At 41.1% G+C, this 21,063-nt stretch carries 24 protein-coding genes; 13 read left to right on the forward strand and 11 right to left on the reverse strand.

The genetic code is table 11. The annotated features are described in order from the left end of the window. Positions 1-145: 145 nt before the first annotated feature. Positions 146-586: an immunoglobulin-like domain-containing protein gene (locus tag P4V41_RS15305; protein WP_328085950.1), complete on the reverse strand. Its 441-nt coding sequence runs from the start codon at positions 584-586 to the stop codon at positions 146-148. A 113-nt stretch (positions 587-699) separates the two neighbouring features. Between P4V41_RS15305 and P4V41_RS15310 the strand changes: the two genes are divergently transcribed. Continuing rightward, a complete protein-coding gene (locus tag P4V41_RS15310) occupies positions 700-909 on the forward strand; it encodes a hypothetical protein (RefSeq protein WP_328085951.1) in 210 nt (69 codons plus the stop codon). A 53-nt stretch (positions 910-962) separates the two neighbouring features. Here P4V41_RS15310 and P4V41_RS15315 read toward each other — a convergent pair whose 3' ends face one another. After that, the gene (locus P4V41_RS15315) at positions 963-1,466 is read right to left on the reverse strand and encodes a YwgA family protein (RefSeq protein ID WP_328085953.1); all 504 of its coding nucleotides are present in this window, start codon (positions 1,464-1,466) and stop codon (positions 963-965) included. A gap of 285 nt (positions 1,467-1,751) precedes the next feature. Continuing rightward, positions 1,752-3,035, reverse strand: coding sequence for an HD domain-containing protein (locus P4V41_RS15320; protein WP_328085955.1), 1,284 nt, complete (start codon positions 3,033-3,035; stop codon positions 1,752-1,754). Positions 3,036-3,347: 312 nt separating this feature from the next. Between P4V41_RS15320 and P4V41_RS15325 the strand changes: the two genes are divergently transcribed. Together P4V41_RS15325 and P4V41_RS15330 are read left to right on the forward strand one after the other, a co-directional pair. Further along, positions 3,348-4,148, forward strand: coding sequence for a class I SAM-dependent methyltransferase (locus tag P4V41_RS15325; protein WP_328085956.1), 801 nt, complete (start codon positions 3,348-3,350; stop codon positions 4,146-4,148). Beyond that, positions 4,148-4,981: a lipoate--protein ligase family protein gene (locus P4V41_RS15330; RefSeq protein ID WP_328085957.1), complete on the forward strand. Its 834-nt coding sequence runs from the start codon at positions 4,148-4,150 to the stop codon at positions 4,979-4,981. The genes P4V41_RS15325 and P4V41_RS15330 overlap by 1 nt, the downstream gene beginning before the upstream one ends. A gap of 161 nt (positions 4,982-5,142) precedes the next feature. Here the strand turns inward: P4V41_RS15330 and pta are convergent, their stop codons facing one another. Further along, positions 5,143-6,114 (reverse strand): phosphate acetyltransferase, encoded by a 972-nt coding sequence (gene pta, locus P4V41_RS15335; RefSeq protein ID WP_328085958.1) that lies wholly within the window; start codon positions 6,112-6,114, stop codon positions 5,143-5,145. A gap of 228 nt (positions 6,115-6,342) precedes the next feature. On the opposite strand from pta, the gene P4V41_RS15340 reads away from it, so the two are divergent. From P4V41_RS15340 to gerQ, 4 genes are all read left to right on the forward strand, one after another. Then, positions 6,343-7,119: a sporulation protein gene (locus P4V41_RS15340; protein ID WP_197190209.1), complete on the forward strand. Its 777-nt coding sequence runs from the start codon at positions 6,343-6,345 to the stop codon at positions 7,117-7,119. Between the two features lie 78 nt (positions 7,120-7,197). Then, complete coding sequence (gene hemQ / locus P4V41_RS15345; protein WP_066399147.1) at positions 7,198-7,941, forward strand: hydrogen peroxide-dependent heme synthase; 744 nt, start codon at positions 7,198-7,200, stop codon at positions 7,939-7,941. Between the two features lie 360 nt (positions 7,942-8,301). Continuing rightward, positions 8,302-8,733 (forward strand): cell wall hydrolase, encoded by a 432-nt coding sequence (locus P4V41_RS15350; RefSeq protein WP_328085960.1) that lies wholly within the window; start codon positions 8,302-8,304, stop codon positions 8,731-8,733. 12 nt (positions 8,734-8,745) lie between these two features. Then, positions 8,746-9,225, forward strand: coding sequence for a spore coat protein GerQ (gerQ, locus tag P4V41_RS15355; protein ID WP_328085961.1), 480 nt, complete (start codon positions 8,746-8,748; stop codon positions 9,223-9,225). Positions 9,226-9,298: 73 nt separating this feature from the next. Here the strand turns inward: gerQ and P4V41_RS15360 are convergent, their stop codons facing one another. Continuing rightward, positions 9,299-9,670 (reverse strand): DUF423 domain-containing protein, encoded by a 372-nt coding sequence (locus P4V41_RS15360; protein WP_328085962.1) that lies wholly within the window; start codon positions 9,668-9,670, stop codon positions 9,299-9,301. Positions 9,671-9,785: 115 nt separating this feature from the next. Next, complete coding sequence (locus P4V41_RS15365; RefSeq protein WP_066399153.1) at positions 9,786-10,013, reverse strand: YvrJ family protein; 228 nt, start codon at positions 10,011-10,013, stop codon at positions 9,786-9,788. Positions 10,014-10,222: 209 nt separating this feature from the next. Here P4V41_RS15365 and P4V41_RS15370 point away from each other — a divergent pair, with 209 nt between their 5' ends. Then, positions 10,223-10,393: a hypothetical protein gene (locus P4V41_RS15370; RefSeq protein ID WP_328085963.1), complete on the forward strand. Its 171-nt coding sequence runs from the start codon at positions 10,223-10,225 to the stop codon at positions 10,391-10,393. A gap of 476 nt (positions 10,394-10,869) precedes the next feature. Here P4V41_RS15370 and P4V41_RS15375 read toward each other — a convergent pair whose 3' ends face one another. After that, positions 10,870-11,196, reverse strand: a complete 327-nt coding sequence (locus P4V41_RS15375) for a YwdI family protein (RefSeq protein ID WP_328085964.1) — start codon at positions 11,194-11,196, stop codon at positions 10,870-10,872. A 261-nt stretch (positions 11,197-11,457) separates the two neighbouring features. Next, on the reverse strand, positions 11,458-11,688 hold the full coding sequence (locus P4V41_RS15380) for a hypothetical protein (RefSeq protein WP_328085965.1): 231 nt from the start codon (positions 11,686-11,688) through the stop codon (positions 11,458-11,460). Positions 11,689-12,046: 358 nt separating this feature from the next. Between P4V41_RS15380 and P4V41_RS15385 the strand changes: the two genes are divergently transcribed. After that, complete coding sequence (locus P4V41_RS15385) at positions 12,047-12,604, forward strand: carbonic anhydrase (RefSeq protein WP_328085967.1); 558 nt, start codon at positions 12,047-12,049, stop codon at positions 12,602-12,604. Positions 12,605-12,649: 45 nt separating this feature from the next. Here P4V41_RS15385 and P4V41_RS15390 read toward each other — a convergent pair whose 3' ends face one another. Continuing rightward, positions 12,650-14,239, reverse strand: a complete 1,590-nt coding sequence (locus tag P4V41_RS15390) for a bifunctional metallophosphatase/5'-nucleotidase (protein ID WP_328085968.1) — start codon at positions 14,237-14,239, stop codon at positions 12,650-12,652. Positions 14,240-14,501: 262 nt separating this feature from the next. Here P4V41_RS15390 and P4V41_RS15395 point away from each other — a divergent pair, with 262 nt between their 5' ends. The 3 genes from P4V41_RS15395 (at position 14,502) to P4V41_RS15405 (ending at position 18,810) form a co-directional block, all read left to right on the forward strand. Next, positions 14,502-14,852 carry a general stress protein gene (locus P4V41_RS15395; RefSeq protein ID WP_066399166.1) on the forward strand — a complete coding sequence of 117 codons (351 nt, stop codon included), beginning with the start codon at positions 14,502-14,504 and terminating at the stop codon, positions 14,850-14,852. Between the two features lie 215 nt (positions 14,853-15,067). Beyond that, a complete protein-coding gene (locus P4V41_RS15400) occupies positions 15,068-16,282 on the forward strand; it encodes an FAD-dependent oxidoreductase (RefSeq protein WP_328085969.1) in 1,215 nt (404 codons plus the stop codon). Positions 16,283-16,680: 398 nt separating this feature from the next. Next, entirely contained in the window at positions 16,681-18,810 is a 2,130-nt protein-coding gene (locus tag P4V41_RS15405; protein WP_328085971.1) for an alpha-amylase family glycosyl hydrolase, read from the forward strand. Between the two features lie 379 nt (positions 18,811-19,189). On the opposite strand, the gene P4V41_RS15410 is transcribed toward P4V41_RS15405, so the two are convergent. Next, the gene (locus P4V41_RS15410; RefSeq protein WP_328085973.1) at positions 19,190-19,987 is read right to left on the reverse strand and encodes an alpha/beta hydrolase; all 798 of its coding nucleotides are present in this window, start codon (positions 19,985-19,987) and stop codon (positions 19,190-19,192) included. 178 nt (positions 19,988-20,165) lie between these two features. On the opposite strand from P4V41_RS15410, the gene P4V41_RS15415 reads away from it, so the two are divergent. Next, on the forward strand, positions 20,166-20,663 hold the full coding sequence (locus P4V41_RS15415; protein ID WP_198768739.1) for a YajQ family cyclic di-GMP-binding protein: 498 nt from the start codon (positions 20,166-20,168) through the stop codon (positions 20,661-20,663). A gap of 57 nt (positions 20,664-20,720) precedes the next feature. On the opposite strand, the gene P4V41_RS15420 is transcribed toward P4V41_RS15415, so the two are convergent. After that, positions 20,721-20,945 (reverse strand): hypothetical protein, encoded by a 225-nt coding sequence (locus P4V41_RS15420; RefSeq protein WP_328085975.1) that lies wholly within the window; start codon positions 20,943-20,945, stop codon positions 20,721-20,723. Between the last annotated feature and the right edge of the window lie 118 nt (positions 20,946-21,063).

A 21,063-nucleotide genomic window follows, 5' to 3' on the forward strand; every position in this document is an offset into this window, starting at 1 on the left:
CTCCACCTGACCGCTCGTCCCGTAGGAGTCGGCAACCTTGCGCTACAATCAACTTTTCAACGAAGTAATAGAAGCAATGATACATCCATAAAAACTAAGAAAAAGACCGGCCGACCCTAAAACCAGAGGGTTGACCGGTCTTTTGTTATTTTGTCTCGAACACAACGGCTACTTTTTCCTTCTTTTCATCTACAAAGAACTCTTTCGATACACGATACGTTCCTGCATCCTGTTCTTTTAGATCAACCGCTTGATCATAGTTTGATCCTGCTTTCACCATAATCATCTGCTCGGTAAACATCTGGTCGTTATTAACTTTCTTCCATTTACCGTCAGTCCATTTTTCTAGTGCATACGCGGTTCCTGTACCAGCTTCTTTATCGGATGAGTTTTTCAATGTTAATTTTGCTTCTTCACTATTCTCTTGGAGTGCAAGTTCAGCTTGTACACCCTCTTTTTCAGCCGGTATCTCGTTTGTAACTTGAGGTGCTCCGTTCTTGTTATCCTCTTCTGGCATTGCTTTTGAGCCGCAAGCGGCGAGGAGAACGAGCAGACACGCCATTACAATCAGCTTCATGTTTTTCATCACTAAGCCCTCCTTTTACCCTGTTAGTCGTACCTCATCGAAAAAAGTTTCAGTTAAACTGTCGTTTATAAGGAGAATGTGCTGGATATGCTGATAAAAGAGGAGGCGCTAGCATGAAGATTTGGCTTGTTGCTTTAATTTTATCATTCTTGTTCATAGGACTCGGCATCGGCTATTACGCAACGCGCCTTTATGAGAAAAGTGTGGCAAAAGGCTTTTTTATGACGCTGCTTGGCATTATCGTTCCTTTTACGATCTTTATTACATTTATTTATTTTTATGGTCTTTACAATAACGGCCATCCCCTACAGTTTAAATGGTAAATAAAAAAACCTGTTCATCAGCGCTATTTCACGCTAACTAAACAGGTTTATTTTTATTGAACTCCGCCTTTTAATGAATCAATATAGTAAAAAGCTTCATCCATCTCTTCTTCTGTATACTTTTGTTTTGCTTTTACCGTTTGTACTTTTTCCTTGATCTCGTCTTTTTCCAGCTTTTCAAAATACATCACGGTTGAGACAAGCTCTAAGAACCTTGAAGACTGCTCGTTCATTGAACGAACGCAACTCCCTAGCTTTTCGATTTGTGCACCATATGTGGAAAGAAGCTTCTGTCCTTCTTCGTTCACAGCATAACGGTACTGCGAATAGCCACTCACCTTTTCTTTCACTTCATGTATGTATCCCATGTTGCAAAGCTCTTCAATCTTAAGCGTTAATTCTTCGGAATATGGGCCGTAAAAATGAAATTGATACTTTTCTTGGAAAGGAAAGTTTAGTTTTTTTGCGATGTACACCATCTTTTGAAGCTTTTTCCGACCGACGACTTCTCCGGCTTCTTGAATCAAGGTGACTACCTTTAAATGATCCTCGAACACAGTACGTTCCCCCTAACATCCTTTTTCGTTTTATCTATTTATTTTTTCTGGCTAGTCAATGTTGCGTTTGTAAGTAGTTGATTTCCGTTTCAGGTGCTCGCTTTCCGTGGGGCAGACGGTGAGCCACTTGCCGCTTTGCGCCATTAAGTGTCTCACCTGCCCGCCTGTCCCACAGGAGTCTCGCACCTTCCACTCCAATCAACTTTTCAGTGATGTCTTTAAAGTAACAAAATAACAATAAGACTCTTGGGAAAAAAGGTCTTAAGGAATGTAAAATATTAGTGACTACCTATTCAAAATCTCTTTAATTTTACTTTTAAGCGTTGTATCCTCAATCGCTTCGATCAGATCGAGTGGATAATAGAGTTTGTGATCGGTTCGGCGTTTGCCTGAGATCGCTTCGACGACGTCTGATTCTCTGGACAGCTCGCGGATATCGCCGTTTGGTTTTAATAGGTTGATCGGCAGACGCTCTTCTTTTTCGCCTGGGCGGTAAAAGTCGTATGGCAGATCTGACGATGAATCGACTACTAAATAATATTTCGGATTGATGCCTGCTTCTGTAAAGTAACTTGATAACAGGTGTCCATCTGTAAAAGAGACCATTTCGGTATACTTAAATAATTTCCGGTCGATGAAACGATGACATAGATCGCTCAAGATTGAATCCTCTTCTTCCATCCAGCCTTGGAAGTAATAATGGATCACACCCTCATCGAGCGATATGTAATCTTGAAGTGAAACATTGCCATCGAACAACGTTTTAAAATGAGACAGTTCTCTTTTGAATGTATACCCTGTTTCATACAGTTCCTTCGCTCGGTGCAAAATTTTGCTTAAGATTACTTCCGCACTTCGGGTTACAGGATGAAAATACACTTGCCAATACATTTGGTAGCGACTCATGATATAGTCTTCCACCGCATGCATACCGCTTGATTTTATAACGACGCCTTCTTCCGTCGGACGCATCACACGAAGGATACGCTCGATATCGAAATTGCCATAGCTCACTCCTGTGAAATAAGCGTCTCGTAAAAGGTAATCCATTCTGTCTGCGTCTATCTGACTCGAGATCAGGCTGACGATTAATTTATCTCTATGTGTTTTCGCGATTACTTCTGCTACTTGAACAGGAAAATCTTCTCCCATCTGCAAAAGCACCCGATGAACTTCTGTGTCGCCTAGTATAATATCTCTACTGAATTCTTCGTGATCCACACCGAACACTTTTTCAAAAGAGTGTGAGAATGGACCGTGCCCTACATCATGTAGAAGAGCTGCGGAAAGAACGAGCAGACGTTTTTCTGGCTCCCATGTTTTCTTTTCTTGAAAAATATCAATGATTCGCCTCGTAATCTCATAAACACCAAGAGAATGGCTAAAACGGCTATGTTCTGCTCCATGAAATGTTAAGTATGTCGTCCCAAGCTGCCGAATTCTTCGCAGTCTTTGAAACTCGCGCGTACCGATCAGACGCCAAATCAGCTCATCACGCACGTGAATATAGCGATGCACTGGGTCTTTAAATACTTTCTCTTCGTGCAACTTTCCTAAGAGTTTAGCCATTGATTTTTCCCTGCTCCTTCACCTGCATTTATAGGTAAGAATTCTCGTAAAAAAGAAAAATCCCTTCCTTGGTCTTTCTAGCTAAGAAGGTATTTTCTGAATAAGTATCGTGTTGTAACTACTAGAATATACCCTATTGTATCGTGTTCTTAACTTTGAAAACAACCACTATTTTTTTCTATAAGCACTCACCTTTTATCGGTAAAAAACGCCATATTCACACCATTTTCTTACCGTTCACATTTGGGTTATACTAGATAAGGCTTATAACGGAAATGATAGATTTTATATAGATTTCAGGAGGAACCCATCATGGATCAAGATCGAAGAATTAGGAACGGACAAGCTTGGAGCAATAGCTCTTATACAGCCTGGGTCAACCGCTTTGGCGTGCCGGAGAAAGCAGTTTCTCGTATTCTAAAAGATCCGAAACGCAGACTTCAGCCATTAGATCACTATGTTGGTGATATTTCAGGCAAAAAGATCGTAAATCTCTTAGGTTCGCACGGCAGTAAAGCAGTCGCACTCTCTCTTCTTGGAGCAGAGACAACGGTGATTGATATCTCTGATTCAAACGCAGCCTATGCCCGTGAACTGGCTGCAGCCGCTAACGTTGATGTCCGCTATGTGGTAGAAGATATTTTAAATCTGCCAGAATCCGAAATGACAGGCGATTATGATATGGCATTCATGGAAAACGGCATTCTGCACTATTTTTCTGATCTGAACGAATACTTCAGCGTTGTTTCAGGACTTTTGAAAAAGGGAGGAACTTTAATCCTGCAAGACTTCCACCCTGTTTCTACAAAGTTAATAGAATCTCAAGGAAAGAGCCAAGCGGTTAGAAAACATAAAGTTTCTGGGGATTATTTTAGTGAAGAGCTCGTTACAACAGATGTAGCTTATTCAAAATTTTTACCTGAACTTCAGTACGCGACCTCTGAAGAACGCGCACCATTTCAAGTACAGATTCGCCAATGGACGCTTGGCGAGATCGTAACAGCTATCGGATCAGCCGGCGTCTGGATCAAACAGCTCGTTGAAGAACCACACCCTGATGAACTCGACCGCGGCATTCCAAAATCATTCATTATCGTGGCGGAGAAACTGTAATGACAGATCATCTACTCTCTCAACCTGTCTGGCGGTTGATCGACCAGTCTACACTCGGTCCGTCTTTTGATGCACGGCAGTCGTTTGCGACAGATGATACGCTTTGCACCTCGATCGGGAGCGGTGATTCCCCCGCAACGGCACGCACATGGGTGCATCACGATACGATCGTCCTCGGCATACAAGATACACGTCTACCTCACCTTAAAGAGGCGATTGAATATTTAGAGTCGCGAGGATACCGGGCAATCGTAAGGAATTCCGGTGGACTTGCTGTGGTGCTCGATAGCGGTGTTTTAAACATCTCTCTTATTCTTCCTGAAAAAGAGGGAACGATCGATATCAATCAAGGGTACGACACGATGACAGCACTTGTGGAAGAGCTTCTTGCACCGTATGACGCGAAATTTGAAGCATATGAAATCGTTGGCTCTTATTGCCCGGGAAGTTATGATCTGAGTATCGGCGGCAAAAAGTTTGCGGGAATCTCTCAGCGGCGTATGCGCGGCGGTGTTGCGGTACAGATTTACTTATGCGTCGACGGCAGTGGTTCAGAGCGCGCGGCGGTAATCGGAGAGTTTTATAAGCGCGGTTTAGGTGGTATTGAAACAAAGTTCCAATATCCGGTGATTCAGCCTGATGTGATGGCCAGTTTAGCCGAACTATTAGAACGCCCATTAACTGTGGCAGACATACACGCTTCTTTATTACGTGTGCTGCACAAAAACAGCGAACTTTTTTACAGCGGTCAGCTTTCAGTCGAGGAAAGTGAGCTGCTTCCTGGAAACATAAAGCGAATGTGGGATCGAAACGAGAAGGCACTGTCACTGTAAGTGGCAGTGTCTTTTTGAGGTGTACAGATTATGACTTGAAATTTCTTTTTTTGTGATAAATGTCTATTTTTATGTGAAGTGTCGTAATTTTCATGTGATGCTTGCTCTTTTCCATACAAAAAAGCCAGCTTCAGAGAGCTGGCTTCGTCTATCTTATGAACTTACAGAGCTTGCATCGCTGTGATCAACGCTAATTTGTAAACATCTTCTGCGTTACATCCGCGAGATAGATCGTTTACAGGCATGTTCAACCCTTGAAGGATCGGTCCGATCGCTTCAAATCCGCCAAGACGTTGAACCATCTTGTAACCGATGTTTCCTGTTTCAAGACTTGGGAAGATAAATACGTTCGCTTCCCCTTTAATTGGTGATTCTGGGGCTTTTTTCGCTGCTACAGATGGAACGAATGCTGCGTCGAACTGAAGCTCTCCATCATATGGGAAGTCTGGGTTCATTCCTTTTAATACTTCTAATGCTTCAACTACTTTTTCTGTCTCAGGTGAAACCGCTGATCCTTTTGTAGAGAAAGAAAGAAGCGCAACTTTTGGATCGATACCGAATACACGTGCCGTTTCAGCAGAAACCATTGCAGATTCAGCTAGATCTTGGCTGTTAGGTGAGATGTTGATCGCGCAATCTGCGAACACATACTTTTCATCGCCACGAACCATGATGAACGCGCCTGAAGTCTTTTTCACGCCTTCTTTTGTTTTAATGATCTGTAGTGCCGGACGAACCGTATCAGCAGTAGAGTGTGCTGCACCACTTACAAGTCCGTGAGCTTTCCCTGTGTAAACAAGCATTGTTCCGAAATAGTTTTCATCTAATAGGATCTTACGTGCTTGTTCTTCTGTTGTTTTTCCTTTACGGCGTTCCACTAACGCGTCAACTAATACATCGAACTCACCATATTCAGCAGGGTTTAGCACCTCTACGCCATCTAATGAGAATCCGCCAGCTTGTGCTTTTGCTGTAACGTCAGCAGGGTTCCCAATTAAGATGGGTTGTAGAACTTTTTCAGATGCTAGACGGCTCGCAGCCTCTAAAATTCTTTCATCTGTACCTTCTGGAAAAACGATTGTAGGGTTTGCAGATTGGACTTTACTCTTTAAATCTATAAAAAGATCACTCATGATTTAACCTCCTATTTTTCTATATAAACTGTACATTTTTTGCACTCACTATTAGGGTACTCCTTTTTTCACACCTTTTAAACCTATCCATGCAGTTGTAAGCGCTTGATAAAAGAAGTTCTTATATTTAGAATTTTTTTACGTCTATGAAATTTATTTTTCTCAATATGAATCTTTTTCGTTCATCTATCGTAAAATTGTTTGAAAAATTTTGAGGAGGAATTATACATGTCTTTTGTAAACCGTATGTTAGCTTCTGTAGGAATTGGATCAGCAAAGGTAGACACCATTTTAGATAAAGATACGTACTCACCTGGTGAGAGCATTACAGGAAAGATTAGAATTGAGGGTGGTAAAGTCGATCAAAACATCGATCACATCACTCTTTATGTTATGACAGAATACTATCGTGAAGTGGATGATAAAAAAGTACGAGACACTGCAGCGATTGAAAAGACGAACGTAACGAGCTCACTTGTTGTAAAAGCTGGCAGTCAGCAAGAGATTCCGTTCTCTCTCAAACTTCCATACGATGCTCCGTTAACACTTGGCCACACGCCGGTATGGATTAAAACAGGACTTGATATTCAGATGGCTGTAGATCCAACAGATAACGATCAGATTCGCGTGCTGCCAGATAGTGAAACGTCTGCGATCTTTGATGCGATTGAGCAGCTTGGATTCCGCCTCAGAAAAGCTTACTGCGGTTCTGCACCGCGTTATATGCGCCGCAGACTTCCGTTTTTACAAGAGTTTGAGTATGTGCCAACTTCCGGAGCATATGCTGGAAAGCTAGATGAGCTTGAAGTAATCTTGGTTCCACAAACAGATAGCATCGAGTTGTTCTTAGAAATCGATAAAAAAGGTAAAGGATTGTTCGGCATGCTGTCTGAAGCGATGGATATGGATGAGACGAAGGTTCGCCTCACACTGTCACGCGCAGAGCTTCGAAATCCGGCTGGTGTTAAAAGTAAGATCGAGCAGTTGCTTCGCCAATATAGCTAATCCCTCCTTTTTGGATTCGTCCCTACTTATGGTATATTTGTAGGGACGTGTTTATATCTAGCAAGGAGTGAATAATTGATGAGTGAAGCAGCGATTACACTAGAAGGCTGGTATTGCCTTCATGATTTCCGTACGATGGACTGGGCCGCTTGGAAAACGCTTTCGGGTGACCAGAGAGAATATGCAATCAATGAATTTTTAACGTTCCTTGAGAAGTGGGAGAACGTAGAAGCAAACAAAGTGGGAAGCCACGCACTATATAGCATCATGGGGCAAAAAGCTGACTTTATGATGATGCTTCTTCGTCCGACGATGGAAGAATTGAACGAGATCGAAAACGCATTTAACAAAACAGCATTCGCACAATATACAGTAAAAGAATACTCTTACGTTTCTGTTGTCGAGCTAAGTACGTACAATCCACAAAACGAGAGCGGCGAGATGGATCCAATGATCAAAGCTCGTCTGTTCCCTGAACTGCCAAAATGGAAGCATGTTTGTTTCTATCCGATGGACAAGCGCCGTGATGGAGAGGATAACTGGTACATGCTACCGATGGAAGAGCGTAAAAAGATGATGTACTCTCACGGCATGATCGGCCGCGGTTATGCTGGAAAAGTGAAGCAGATCATCACTGGTTCAGTTGGTCTAGACGATTGGGAATGGGGCGTAACGCTGTTCTCAAACGACATGCTTCAATTCAAAAAACTCGTATACGAAATGCGCTTTGACGAAGTAAGTGCGCGCTACGGCGAATTCGGATCTTTCTATGTTGGAAACATCCTTACAAAAGAAGCAGTGCCCGCTTATTTGCAGGTGTAATGATAAAGATGACTCATTCCTATTGATGGGTCATCTTTTTTGTTGTCGAAAAAGATCGAAAATCGGATAAATTTTTTTATACACGGAATTATGTGGCTTAAGTCCGGAATTATGAGCGATTACCTCGTATAAAATGAGATTTACCTCGTAATTATTTTGAAGTGACCGCCTCAGACGGCCATCTATCAATAATGTTCTCCCTACAAAGACATTTCTCTTCACTCCCCCTGCCTACTTTCATACTTAAAACAACTTTCACAAAACGTTGGTCTAGTTTCCCAAAACAGCTCATACACATATATCGAATGTTCTGTTTCCCTGCTTGTACACCAAGATTAACAACATAGAGGGGGAAGGCAATTGGCAGTCATTAAAGCTACAAATAAGGATATTGACTTGCTGGCACGTCTCATACGTGCGGAAGCTGAGGGTGAAGGTGACCAAGGGATGCTCCTTGTTGGTAATACCGGCGTAAATCGAATTCGCTCCAACTGCCTTGATTTTAAAAATATTCGTACGATGCAGCAGATGGTCTTTCAAAAACCTGGTGGATTTGAAGCCACGATCAAAGGATATTTTTATCAAGGAGCTAGAGAGAATGAAAGAAGATTGGCGAGAAGGGTTATTAATGGTCAGCGCTTCCACCCTGCCAGAAATGCGTTATGGTTTTTCGATCCATCAGGAGCTTGTCCGAAGACATGGTACAATCAGCCTCACTCGGGAAGCTTTAAGGCACACTGTTTTTATCAGCCAAAACAAAGTGATTGTCCAAATGTGTTTAACACCTTTTAGGGAGGTTTGTTGATGAACAACTTTAATCCGTACGGCCAAGAGTATTATCGGGCTCAGAATGGAATGGGTATGATGGGTGGCGGCATGGGAGGAATGGCAGGCATGGGTGTTCCTCAAGACATGGCGCAAAGTCAGCAGGCACCAGGAATGGGCGGCGGCCCTATGCAAGATATCGGTGCACCGGGACAGCTTCCGCTCGAGCAGTCGTACATCGAAAATATTTTAAGGATGAACAAAGGGAAAGTCGCGACGGTTTATATGACTTTTGAGAACAATGAAAAATGGAACGCCAAAGTGTTTAAAGGAATCATTGAAGCCGCTGGACGTGATCACATCATCCTTAGTGACCCGCAAACAGGTAAACGTTATCTGCTATTAATGGTGTATGTAAACTATGTTACGTTTGATGAAGAGATCAACTATAGCTATCCGTATGGTACTCAACAGCAACAACAGCAAGGCGGTCAGATGTCTCAATACAGCCCTCGTTGATAGATATTATTCCTGTCTGGTTCAGGCGATTATAGAAAAGGCGCTCTCTAATTTTTTAAGAGAGCGCCTTTTATTATGCTTTTACTACAGCTATGATCAGCAGAATCCAACCAACAATAAACGCTACCCCGCCAAGCGGTGTGATAGGACCAAAGAATTTCATCCCTGTTGTTGAAAGAGCATATAGACTTCCTGAGAAAAACAAGATACCGATAAAGAACGACCATCCTGCTCCTGTTAATAGTGTAGACGCTGGAAATTTACCTATTAAAACACCGACAACTAACAATGCCAGCGCATGATACATGTGGTATTGAACCCCAGTTTGGTACACGTTTAGCATGTTTCTTGCATTTAATTTTGCTTCGAGCGCATGTGCCCCGAAAGCTCCGAGCATGACTGCAAGCATCGCGTGAATCGCACCTAATATAAGAAAAAGCTTCATCCTGTTCCACTCCTGTTTTTCTTTTATCTTACCATTGAAAAATGACAATACAAAGGTTGCCACAGGATTGTAAAAATTTTGGCGGACGGGTTGTCCATGATAAAAAAGGCGAACGTTAACGTTTTTTCGGCTGACGTTCGCTGTCCAGCAATCGGACATATTGATCGATCTTACGCTCAAGCTCTTCTTTCTCTACTAATTCAGAATGAAGTTCTCGGATGATTCCTTCTAAGCTCTGAATGCGCCTCTCAAACTGAAAAAGCAAGTAGCCTGCAATGACGATAGGAAAGCCAACATTACCGAGGAGATTAACTAAGTTTAACCATTCACTTGCTCCGACCATTTCCATTCACCCCTCATTTTTTATCGAACGAAACAGAACGTATGTTCGTAATTTTAGTATAATGCGAACGAATAATTTTTGCCATCATTCCATTCTCATATTTTCATTTTGATTCGAAGGACCTATACAAAAAAGAGGTTTAAATAAATGAGGTAGTGGAATTAAAAAAGTATGACAGAAAAAAATTACATAAGAGGAGGAACAATAAAATGGAACTTCTTATTACAATGATATATACAATTCTTGGTTTAGCTGCTCTAAGTCTAATCGCAACAGTGACTGCCATTTATTTTTCTAATAAAAAGATCAACGAAAAGATTGAAATTGCAAAACGTAGAGATGAAAGAATGGAACACCAGAATACTTATGTGTCGATCTAACAGCGCTGATAGTGGTGCTGTTTTTTTTGCGGATATGTTGAAAGCCGTTGATCTCCGTTCCAGGTGCTCGCTTTCCGCGGGGCAGGCGGTGAGCCACATTCGTTCGTTTCACTCTTAAGTGTCTCACCAGTCTAGTTGCAGTGGCTAGCCCCTCGAGGTCAAAAGTTAAATAGACCATAAAGGCTAAGACCGCCTTCCTTGTCTATTCACCTTTTGCTTGTCGGGGCTGGACGAGCCACTTCCACTTTTAGGACTGCCCACCTGTCCTAGCCGAGAGTCTCGCACCTTACACTACAATCAACTTTTCAATGGTGCCTTTTTAATAGATCTCCTATATTAAAAACTCGCGGGATTATCCGAAGAATTTCCGGAATTCCCTCTCTCACTACCCCACCACAAGTACTCTAAACTCATACAAACCAACGCAAAAAAGAAAAACCCACTCAAAAAGAGCAGGTTTTCCCACAAACTAACATTTAAAAATCAAAAATAGAGTCTCCGTTGCCGTCTTTTTCGTCTTGATCGTCATCCTCATATTCCATATCATAATCCATCATAGACTTTTGGTGTTTTTTTGCTGAAGGAGCGGTCACAAAGCTGGCTGGCTTTTGAACGGGATACGCGGGTACCCACCCTTTCACGTCAACAGCTGCACCTTCGTCATCCGCTTCTAGCATCAATTCGCACAATGTTTGAATGGCTGATACATGTTCGCGCAATTTAGGAGAGTTCTCATCTAATACTTTCATTTCTGCAACATGTTTTTCTATTTTTTTCGCAAACTGACTTACTGATATATTCATCGGTTTCACCACAATTGTTTTTTTCTTATTCTATCAAACCCGTACACATAAATAAAATAAATGCCAAAAAAGACAGCTCAAAACAAGCTGCCTTTTGCTACAAATTCCGCTCAAATACACTCATACACTAGCACACGTACGGTGATCCTTCCGCGAGCATGATAGTGAATGCGAAAAATAGCTCATATTTATTTTTAATAGCAGACCTCCTTCTCCCCATATCTATAATGAAGTCACTTAACATTCCAGACTTTATGTACTCTATGACGTATCCACCCAACTGAAATTCTGATTATTGAAGGGCACGACAATTGCAGACATAACTTCCGATGCATTCTTGGTGTTCACTTCGCCATACGAAAAGATGTTCACACCTGAATCATTCGCCATGATAACTTGTCCCGTTTTCGGCATAGAAACTGAAACCATGTAGTTCTTCATAACCGACCCCATTAACAGCAGAACCCAAAGTACATACGTCATAACTTCCATCTTCCCTACCCCTTTCAAATTTTCGTTGTTTTGTACCGATCTATTTAAACCCTACTTTACTGGTAAGTTTTTTCTTGTTTCATCCTCCCTTCGACTTACCAATGTATGTGGTGTTAATTGCGATTATACGTACCTTTCTATAAAATGTTTGTCACAATGTGCTTTTGTTTTAAAGTTTCTATCAACAAAAGATTCGTTTCACATACAAAAAGGAGCAGATTCGGCCCACATTTTTGTATAATAGTGAATATAGAAGTGAATATGTTAGCGAGTTTATGCTGAATATGATAGAAAAAGACGTATACTTCTAAATCTTTTTATACTTTAATTATTTTCTGTAGAAACAAGGAGGAGAAACATGTCCGTACTTAACGAAATCTTAGCGTTCAATCACCAATTTGTTGAAAACAAAGAATATGAACCTTTCCAAACTACTAAATTTCCTGATAAAGGACTTGTCATCGTATCTTGTATGGATACGCGCCTGACTGAATTATTGCCAAGTGCGATGAATATCAAGAATGGTGATGTAAAAGTTATCAAATCGGCTGGAGCGGTTATCTCCCATCCATTCGGTTCTATTATGAGAAGTATCCTTGTGGCCATCTATGAACTTAAAGCAGAAGAAGTTATGGTCATCGGTCACTATGACTGTGGAATGAGCAATGTTAACGCTGATGGATTACTTGCCAAGATGAAAGACCGCGGAATTGAAGAGTCGACGTTTGACACGTTAAAATACTCTGGACTTGATTTGAAGAAATGGGTTCAAGGATTTGAAAGTGTTGAGGATTCTGTGAGAAACAGTGTGCAACTTGTTAAAAATCACCCGTTGCTTCCTGCAGATATTAAAGTTCATGGTCTCGTTATCGACCCTGCTACAGGAAGACTTGATCTTGTGGAACGCGGAGAATAGAAATATAAAAGGCAAAGCGCATCTTACACGCTTTGCCTTTTTTAATTATGGATTGACCTTCGTGATTCGCCCTTCAATCTGCGCGGATACGGTATCGCGGTTTTTAAAATAGTTCACTAGCGCTTCTAGATCTGTAACGCTTACTGTTGGATTTTTTCCTTCTAATAAAACGGTATAACCATCACCGCCACCAGCCATAAAATTGTTTACGGTAACGGTATATTCTTGTTCTGCTTCAATCGGTGTTCCATCGTTCTTAACCATAGAAACCGTTCGATCTCCAACTGGCTTTGACAAATCAAAAGTAGCTTTCAGACCAGAAATCTGAAGCATCTTCTCTTTTTCCGTTGCCCATTGAGATTCAAAAAGTTCTTTGATCTGCGCCCCTGTTAGCGTCATCGTAACAAGATCGTTGCCAAACGGCTGAACGTTAAAAAGTTCTCCCCATGTCACTTCACCAGGGTTGATCACATCACGAATACCACCTGGATTCATAAACGCAAAATCCGTGCCCGTCTCTTCTGTCATGGAGTCTGCGATCACATTTCCTAGCTCAGACTCACCATTATACGCTTCTGTCCCTGATAGCAATTGATCCGTTTTCCCTACTACTTCATTAATGATTGGTGCCACTTGGTCTTCGGCTTGCTTAATAATTTTTGTAATTCTCAAATCAGGTTTTATACCATTTTGCACAACCGAAACCACTTCCGCTTTACTTTTCACGACATCTTCTGTGCGGCGATCTATCTTAAGATCAACGTCTGCAAAGGCTGTGCCATAAGAAAAAGCTTGTACAAGCAGCTTATTATCTACTACAGCGTTCACGTTTCTATGATTGTGTGCACCAAACATTACGTCAACTTCATCATCGACCTTGTTCGCCATATCCACGAGTTCACCAGATACTTCTCCGGATGCCGTTTGCTCAACAGGGTTATGTGCTAGAACAACGATAGACTTTACGCCTTTTTTCTTAAGAGATTTCGCAGCTTTATTGATTGCTTCTGCTTCATCTATAAATTCAACGCCTGCCGTACCACTTGGAATGACGATATCCGGTGTGTCTGAGAAAACCACTCCTATGAAGCCGATGTTTACTCCTTTTACCTTCTTAATCACATAAGGAGGAAGGATATTTTTCTTCGTCTCTTTATCTATGACATTAGCAACCACATAAGGGAAGTCTGTACCTTTAAAATAACCTGTTTTTTCATGAGTCCCACCTTTTATCAAACGCATCATCTCATTTACGCCTTCATCAAACTCATGGTTTCCTAGTGTCCCTACATCAAAGCCCATGTTATTCATGATTTCTACTGTTGGCTCGTCCTGCAGCAATGCAGATGTCGGAGAGCTTGCTCCTACCATATCGCCGGCATGCACCAAAAGAGTGTTAGGGTTCTCTCTTTCTCTCATCTTTAAATAGCTTGCTAGATAGTCTGCACGTCCAACAGGTTCTCCTGCCACATTACGTGTAATATCAATCTGTCCATGAAAATCATTTACTCCAAGCAGTTGAACATCTAAGTAACGGCCCTTGTGTTTATGGATGGCGTGTTCCTCTGCATGTACGCCTGCGGCGATTGGCATTAATCCTAAAGCAAGTACTAAAGCTGATAATGTTTTTTTCATTAAGCAAACTCCCCTATCACTCATTTTGTATAAAACTCAACAACTAAAAGTATATATTTTGAAATGTAAAATGATAGAGGATTTTCGTAAAAATGGTGTAAAAACGTTATATTCCAATAAAAAAGGAATTTATGCCTACACATTTGAGTTCGAGGAGTTAATTTAGTACTTTTATCCCGGTATGCATTCGAAAAAAGTATGTTTAATCCTGTTCGAAATCGTGAATACACACTATAACTTCGTTTAAAGGAGAGGATTGTAAATGGTAAAACCTATCGTACATGAATTTAACTCTCAACAAGAATTGATTGCAGCTGCAAGTGATCTGAAAGCTCGAGGAATTCACGAAGACAACTTATATGTATTATCCCACGAAAAGGATGACACAAAAGACCTTGCTCATGAAGCGGATGTTAATACAATCGGTTTAAAAGAAGAAGGACTCGGTACGGCGCTCAGCAATGTATTTGAGTCTAGAGGCGATGAGCTTCGCAACAAGATGACAGAATTAGGGTTATCTGATGTAGAAGCAGATCAATATGAAAAGAAACTCGACATGGGCAAAATTTTATTGTTTGTAAAAGAAGAAGATAAAGTGAATACATTGCCATAAGTTGAAGGAAAGAGTTGCTTGTCCAATCGGGCATGCAGCTTTTTTTTGCATAATTTTAAGCCCTCCACATTCATCATATGTTAAAGTTTCTCTCTAAAATCTTATCCTTGTAGCAGGAGCATTCAGCACAAGACCCATATTTTTGAAAAAAATTCTACTCATGCGTTTCTTTAAAGAAAATAGGGGGAATGAAGAGAAGACGAGGAGGAGTCACTATGAATCTACATAACGGTCAGCTCTATTGGCCTAAAACCTATACAAATACGGGGCAGTATCCTGTTCTTGAAGAAGATATATCGTGTGATGTACTAATTGTTGGTGGAGGCATGGCAGGTGCCCTTTGTGCCCATGTGCTTGGTCAAGAAAAAGAATTAGATGTTGTATTAATTGATCGAAGGCATCCAGGTGCAGGAAGCTCCTCAGCAAACACAGGACTTCTGCAATTTTCAAGCGATAAAATGTTGCACGAACTCATAGAACAGCAAGGCGAACAGGATGCTGTCTACTTCTATCAACTGTGTTTACAAGCATTAGAAGATTTGAAGAAGATGACGTCTGAACTATCCGAAGACCCTGAATTCCGTGAACAAAAGAGCTTGTACTATGCGAGTTCTCCTGAGGATACGTTAAAGCTTGAGCGCGAATACGAGGCATTAAAGAAATACGATTTCCCAGTGGAATATTTAAATCCTCAAGAGATTTCTTCATGTTTTCCTTTTTCTAAGCCAGCAGCTCTCGTTACAAGTGGTGATGCTGATGTGAATCCATACAAATGTGTACAGATTTTGTTGAAAGATGCAGCTGCTTCAGGAGTGAGGATTTTTGAACAAACACCTCTTATTCGTAAAACTAAAACCGTTCACGGCTTTACCTGTGAATCTGAAAAAGGTACCATTTCAGCGCGCTATGTTATCTTTGCGACTGGTTATGAGAACGACTTTTTAGCTCAGCAATTAGGAGCGGACCTTAATCGTTCGTACGCGATTGTAACTGAACCTCTACCATCACTGAAAACGTGGTACGAAGAATGGATGATCTGGGAAACAAAACGTCCTTATCTTTATATGAGAACGACTAAAGATGGGAGAATCGTTGCCGGCGGTCTTGATGAGGACAAGGCGGAAGCGCCGTTAAATGAAGGACTTATCGAAGAGCGCGGCGAGCGAATTCTTCAAAAGATCAAAGAACATTTTCCAGATCTCTCGCCAAAAATTTCTCATTCTTGGTGTGCGACTTTTGGTGAATCGCATGACGGACTTCCCTATATTGGTGAACACCCTAACCGTCTTGGCGAGTATTATTGTTTAGGTTTTGGCGGTAACGGCACCGTTTATAGTATGTTAGGTGCAACCATCATCAAGGACTTGATCACAAAAGGCTTTCATCCCGCTTCACGTCTGTTCACGATCGCACGCGCTGTAAGCTTGTAAAAACGCTAATTTGTTTAGCACTGTAGTTCTTAAACTAATGCACCTTCTCTAAGAAGCAATTAAATAGATCGCCTTTTTAAACGACCACTACCTTGGTCGTTTTACTTATGTCTTAACAGCTTCTTTTTATCGCTATCTCATAGGTCTAAACACCTTCTTTACAACATCAAAATTACTTTTGAATCATTTTCATTCTGTCTTTCCTTTATGAATCAATGTTTGCCCTTAAATCCTTAAACAACCTAATTGACAGCGTTTACATTAATTTGAATAATGAGAGTAATAGAGCGCGCTATTACTGATAAAAATCTGAGGGCAATGTTCATTTCAAGACAACCCCGTTATTCACTCTGAATAACGGGGTTTTTTGTATTCTAAAAAAGGAGTGAATAACACGTATGAAAAAGAGTTTATTCGTTTCAGCTGCACTTAGTTTGTCTTTAACGTTCTCAAACCTCCCCTTACAAGACAGCCAAGCAACCGTTGAAGCTGCTAGTTTCAACAAGATTAACTATGGCCAAGATGTGATCTATCAGATTATGACCGATCGTTTCTCAGATGGAAACGCATCGAATAATCCTACAGGAAACCTGTTCAGTGGTGACTGTTCCAACCTTCGTAAATATTGCGGTGGTGACTGGCAAGGAATCATCAACAAAATCAACGATGGGTACTTCACGAATATGGGTGTTACAGCACTATGGATCTCACAGCCAGTTGAGAATGTATACAGCGTATTGAACGATGCAGCCGGCACAACCGCTTATCACGGCTATTGGGGCAGAGACTTTAAGAAGACCAACCCATATTTCGGGAGCATGACTGATTTCCAAAACTTAATCAATACCGCTCACGCTAAAGGCGTAAAAGTCATAATCGATTTTGCACCAAACCATACATCTCCAGCATCTGAGGACACACCAAGCTATATGGAAAACGGTAAACTTTATGACAATGGAACACTTGTCGGCGGTTATACGAACGATACGAAAGATCTGTTTCATCACAACAAAGGAACGAATTTCTCCTCTATAGAAGATGGAATCTATCGTAACCTGTATGACCTCGCTGATTTTAACCATCAAAATCCAACCGTAGATACGTACTTTAAAAGTGCGATCAAACAATGGCTGAACATGGGAATCGATGGGATTCGGGTAGATGCTGTCAAACATATGCCGTTCGGCTGGCAAAAAACATTTATGGAAACGATCAATTCTCATCAGCCTGTCTTCACGTTTGGCGAGTGGTTCTTAGGCGAAAACGAAGTCGACCAAAATTATTATGATTTTGCAAATAAATACGGAATGTCACTGCTGGATTTCCGTTACGGCCAAGAACTGCGCCAAGTTCTTCGCAACAATTCAGACAGCTGGTACGGTTTTGACAGTATGATCTCAGAAACCCAAACCAAATATGAACAGCCGATCGACCAAGTCACATTCCTTGATAATCATGACATGGATCGCTTTCATACGACTGGAGCGGATACGAAAAAGACAGATCTTGCGCTTACCGTTATGCTCACATCACGCGGTGTTCCTAACATCTATTATGGAACAGAGCAGTATATGACGGGTAACGGAGACCCAAACAACCGAGGAAAGATGACATCATTCAATCAGACGACAAAAGCTTATCAAATCATTAAAAAGCTCTCTACACTTCGAAAGACGAATCAGGCGCTTGGCTTTGGAAAAACAAAACAACGCTGGATCAACAATGATGTTTACGTATACGAAAGACAGTTTGGAAATGATGTTGTCTTAGTCGCAGTAAACAAAAGTACTTCTACGAGTTATAACGTGAGTGGTGCTGCTACATCGCTACCTGCTGGAACTTACACGGATCAATTAACAGGTCTATTAACAGGGAGTTCTATTACGGTTTCTGGTGGTACGATTTCAGCATTCGATCTTTCACCGGGCGAAGCAGCCGTATATGCTCATAACGGAAGCAGTTCAGCTCCGGCTATTGGTGGAATCGGTCCAGTCATGGCAAAACCAAGCAATACACTAACCATTAGTGGTGATTCATTCGGAGCATCTACTGGTACCGTAAAGATTGGCACTGTTCTTGCAAACGTTCAATCATGGAGCAACGATGAGATCAAAGTTACAGTTCCTGCAGTTGCAGCAGGAAGCTACCAAGTCACTATAACTAATTCTTCTGGAACTGTAAGTAGTGGCTACGGTCCGATTGATATCTTATCAGGATCACAAAGTTCCGTACGTTTCTTGATCAACAATGCCTACACGAGCACTGGCCAGGACGTATATGTCGTAGGAAATACAGAAGAACTAGGAAACTGGAACGCCGCAAAAGCCGTTGGTCCTTTTTACAATCAAATCATCGCAGCTTATCCAACATGGTACTACGACATCAGTGTACCAGCAGGTAAAGCACTAGAATTTAAGTTCATCAAAAAAGATTCCGCAGGAAATGTAATTTGGGAAAGTAGAACAAATCACACGTTCACTACCCCATCTTCCGGCCCTGGAACTACGATCAATAATTGGCAAAACTAAACATAACACAAAGAAACGACCCCGATTAAAGGGTCGTTTCTTGTGTTTTGTCTTTATTCGTGAATGCTATTATAGCTGTAAAAGCGTTCTTAAAAAGACATCATTGAATAGTTGATTGGAGTGGAAGGTGCGAGACTCCTGCGGGACAGGTGGGCAGTCGGAAGAGTGGAAATGGCTCGTTCAGCACCGACCAGCAAAAGTTGAATGAGCAATGAAGGCGCACTTTGCCTTCTTGAACGTTTAACTTTTGATCTCGAGGGGCTAGCCATTGCAACTAGACAGGTGAGACACTTAAGAGTGAAACGTACGAATGTGGCTCACCGCCTGCCCCGCGGAAAGCGAGCATCCTGCAACGGAAATCAACACTTGCAATGTATTTTTAAGAAGCATTCGGTGCAGCAGCAATCTGCTTACGAATAAACTCAATCGAACTCTTATTAAAAAGCTCTGGCTGATCAACATTACATACATGTCCGCAATCTTTAATAGTTAAAAGCTTCGAATGCTTCTTCTTATCGATGAACGCCTGAATCGGCGGTAAGAACATATAATCTTCCTCACCCATGATATAAAGCGTTGGAATCGGAATCTCTTTTTTACGCAGACTTTGCAGAAATGGATTGATCTTCAATGTGAGCTTAAACCATCTCTTGAACTCTTTTTGACAAAGCTTTTTCGCTTCTCCAATAAACAAAGAACGTGAAGCTTCGTGTCTCTTTTTCGGCATGATCACCCAAGCAAATAAGCTGTAAAGCCACATGTACGGGATGAACGATTTACATAGATTACCCATCGCTATCAAGAACTGCGAGCGGAAATTCATTTTTGTGACAGCACCTCCGAGTGTCATGGACGCAACACGGTCAGGATAAAGCTCTGCAATCGTTTGAATAAGAATTGTACCTAATGAGATGCCTACAAAGTGTGCTTTTTGAATCTTTAAATGGTCCATAACCTCAAGCACATCAAGGCTTACCTCTTTGAACGAATATTTTTTTAATAAGAATGTATCAGATTGTGATTTGCCGTGACCTCTTAGATCGACAAGCAAAATATTAAAATGTTGTTTAAATTCTCTTAGTTGTTTATACCATATGGATGAACTGCCCCCAGCTCCATGGACAAAAATCACCCATTGATGATTTTTTTCGTGTGTGTACGTTTTGTAATGAAGCAACAAGTACTCCTCCTAGTGGTTCAAACATTCTGTAAATTTTCCAGCCTTCATTTTAACATAAAAACTTATATTTTGTACCCGTTTCCACGGAAAAGAATGTGTACAAACTGGAAACATAACCACAATGTATTTATACTGTAACTATATAAACGAAGTAATCGTCAGGAGGTTTCACAAAATGGCTAAAGAAAGTTCATTTGATATCGTTTCACAAGTAGATCTATCAGAAGTAGACAATGCAATCAATATCGCAACAAAAGAAATCACAACTCGTTATGACTTTAAGGGTAGTAAAAGTGAGATCACGCTAGACAAATCTAGTGAAGAGCTCGTTTTAGTTTCTGATGACGAGTACAAGCTAGAGCAGCTTAAAGATGTATTGATCACAAAGCTGATCAAACGCGGCGTGCCAACGAAAAACTTAGATTACAGCAAAGTTGAGCAAGCATCAGGTGGAACTGTTCGCCAACGCGCAAAGCTTGTCACTGGAATCGATAAAGATAACGCAAAGAAAATTAACGTGTTGATTAAGAATTCTGGCCTAAAAGTAAAAAGCCAAGTTCAAGATGATCAAGTTCGTGTAACGGCAAAGAGCCGTGATGATCTTCAGCAGATTATTGCGCTTGTTAAAGAAGCAAACCTGCCGATCGACGTACAGTTTATCAACTATAGATAAAGCGTTCTAAACAAAAAGGATGACTCAAAAGCAATTAGCTCTTGAGTCATCCTCTTTTTATACGGATTTCTTGTGATCAGGTGAATCGAGCAGCTTCATCTGTTCGAGTTCAATCCTCATCTTTTGGGTTTCGATCACATAGTTGTCGTGCTTTAAACGTTCCAGTTCTATCTCATCTTGTAGCATCTTATGTTTAAGTTTCGTCTGTTGTTGGAAATGACCTAGTACGATTGCAATAATGGGAATTGAGAATATCATAATGACTGTAATTGTTCCTGTCATAGTATTCCTCCTAGAAATTATTACCTTCTATCCCAATAATAACAAACATATATACTGTTCGTACAGGTTATTCGTTAAGCTGTTTTCGCCAACATTCGCACTTTCTTAGATCAGATCC

Origin of the sequence: Fictibacillus nanhaiensis (genome assembly GCF_036213205.1) — a bacterium.
GTDB classification, from domain to species: domain Bacteria; phylum Bacillota; class Bacilli; order Bacillales; family Fictibacillaceae; genus Fictibacillus; species Fictibacillus nanhaiensis_E.

Bases quoted from the DNA above. Each gene is read 5' to 3' on its own strand.
- P4V41_RS15305 (WP_328085950.1), bottom strand. From the start codon at position 586: ATGAAAAACATGAAGCTGATTGTAATGGCGTGTCTGCTCGTTCTCCTC.
- P4V41_RS15310 (WP_328085951.1), top strand. From the start codon at position 700: ATGAAGATTTGGCTTGTTGCTTTAATTTTATCATTCTTGTTCATAGGA.
- P4V41_RS15320 (WP_328085955.1), bottom strand. From the start codon at position 3,035: ATGGCTAAACTCTTAGGAAAGTTGCACGAAGAGAAAGTATTTAAAGAC.
- P4V41_RS15325 (WP_328085956.1), top strand. From the start codon at position 3,348: ATGGATCAAGATCGAAGAATTAGGAACGGACAAGCTTGGAGCAATAGC.
- P4V41_RS15330 (WP_328085957.1), top strand. From the start codon at position 4,148: ATGACAGATCATCTACTCTCTCAACCTGTCTGGCGGTTGATCGACCAG.
- pta (WP_328085958.1), bottom strand. From the start codon at position 6,114: ATGAGTGATCTTTTTATAGATTTAAAGAGTAAAGTCCAATCTGCAAAC.
- P4V41_RS15340 (WP_197190209.1), top strand. From the start codon at position 6,343: ATGTCTTTTGTAAACCGTATGTTAGCTTCTGTAGGAATTGGATCAGCA.
- hemQ (WP_066399147.1), top strand. From the start codon at position 7,198: ATGAGTGAAGCAGCGATTACACTAGAAGGCTGGTATTGCCTTCATGAT.
- gerQ (WP_328085961.1), top strand. From the start codon at position 8,746: ATGAACAACTTTAATCCGTACGGCCAAGAGTATTATCGGGCTCAGAAT.
- P4V41_RS15360 (WP_328085962.1), bottom strand. From the start codon at position 9,670: ATGAAGCTTTTTCTTATATTAGGTGCGATTCACGCGATGCTTGCAGTC.
- P4V41_RS15365 (WP_066399153.1), bottom strand. From the start codon at position 10,013: ATGGTCGGAGCAAGTGAATGGTTAAACTTAGTTAATCTCCTCGGTAAT.
- P4V41_RS15370 (WP_328085963.1), top strand. From the start codon at position 10,223: ATGGAACTTCTTATTACAATGATATATACAATTCTTGGTTTAGCTGCT.
- P4V41_RS15375 (WP_328085964.1), bottom strand. From the start codon at position 11,196: ATGAATATATCAGTAAGTCAGTTTGCGAAAAAAATAGAAAAACATGTT.
- P4V41_RS15380 (WP_328085965.1), bottom strand. From the start codon at position 11,688: ATGGAAGTTATGACGTATGTACTTTGGGTTCTGCTGTTAATGGGGTCG.
- P4V41_RS15385 (WP_328085967.1), top strand. From the start codon at position 12,047: ATGTCCGTACTTAACGAAATCTTAGCGTTCAATCACCAATTTGTTGAA.
- P4V41_RS15390 (WP_328085968.1), bottom strand. From the start codon at position 14,239: ATGAAAAAAACATTATCAGCTTTAGTACTTGCTTTAGGATTAATGCCA.
- P4V41_RS15395 (WP_066399166.1), top strand. From the start codon at position 14,502: ATGGTAAAACCTATCGTACATGAATTTAACTCTCAACAAGAATTGATT.
- P4V41_RS15400 (WP_328085969.1), top strand. From the start codon at position 15,068: ATGAATCTACATAACGGTCAGCTCTATTGGCCTAAAACCTATACAAAT.
- P4V41_RS15405 (WP_328085971.1), top strand. From the start codon at position 16,681: ATGAAAAAGAGTTTATTCGTTTCAGCTGCACTTAGTTTGTCTTTAACG.
- P4V41_RS15415 (WP_198768739.1), top strand. From the start codon at position 20,166: ATGGCTAAAGAAAGTTCATTTGATATCGTTTCACAAGTAGATCTATCA.
- P4V41_RS15420 (WP_328085975.1), bottom strand. From the start codon at position 20,945: ATGACAGGAACAATTACAGTCATTATGATATTCTCAATTCCCATTATT.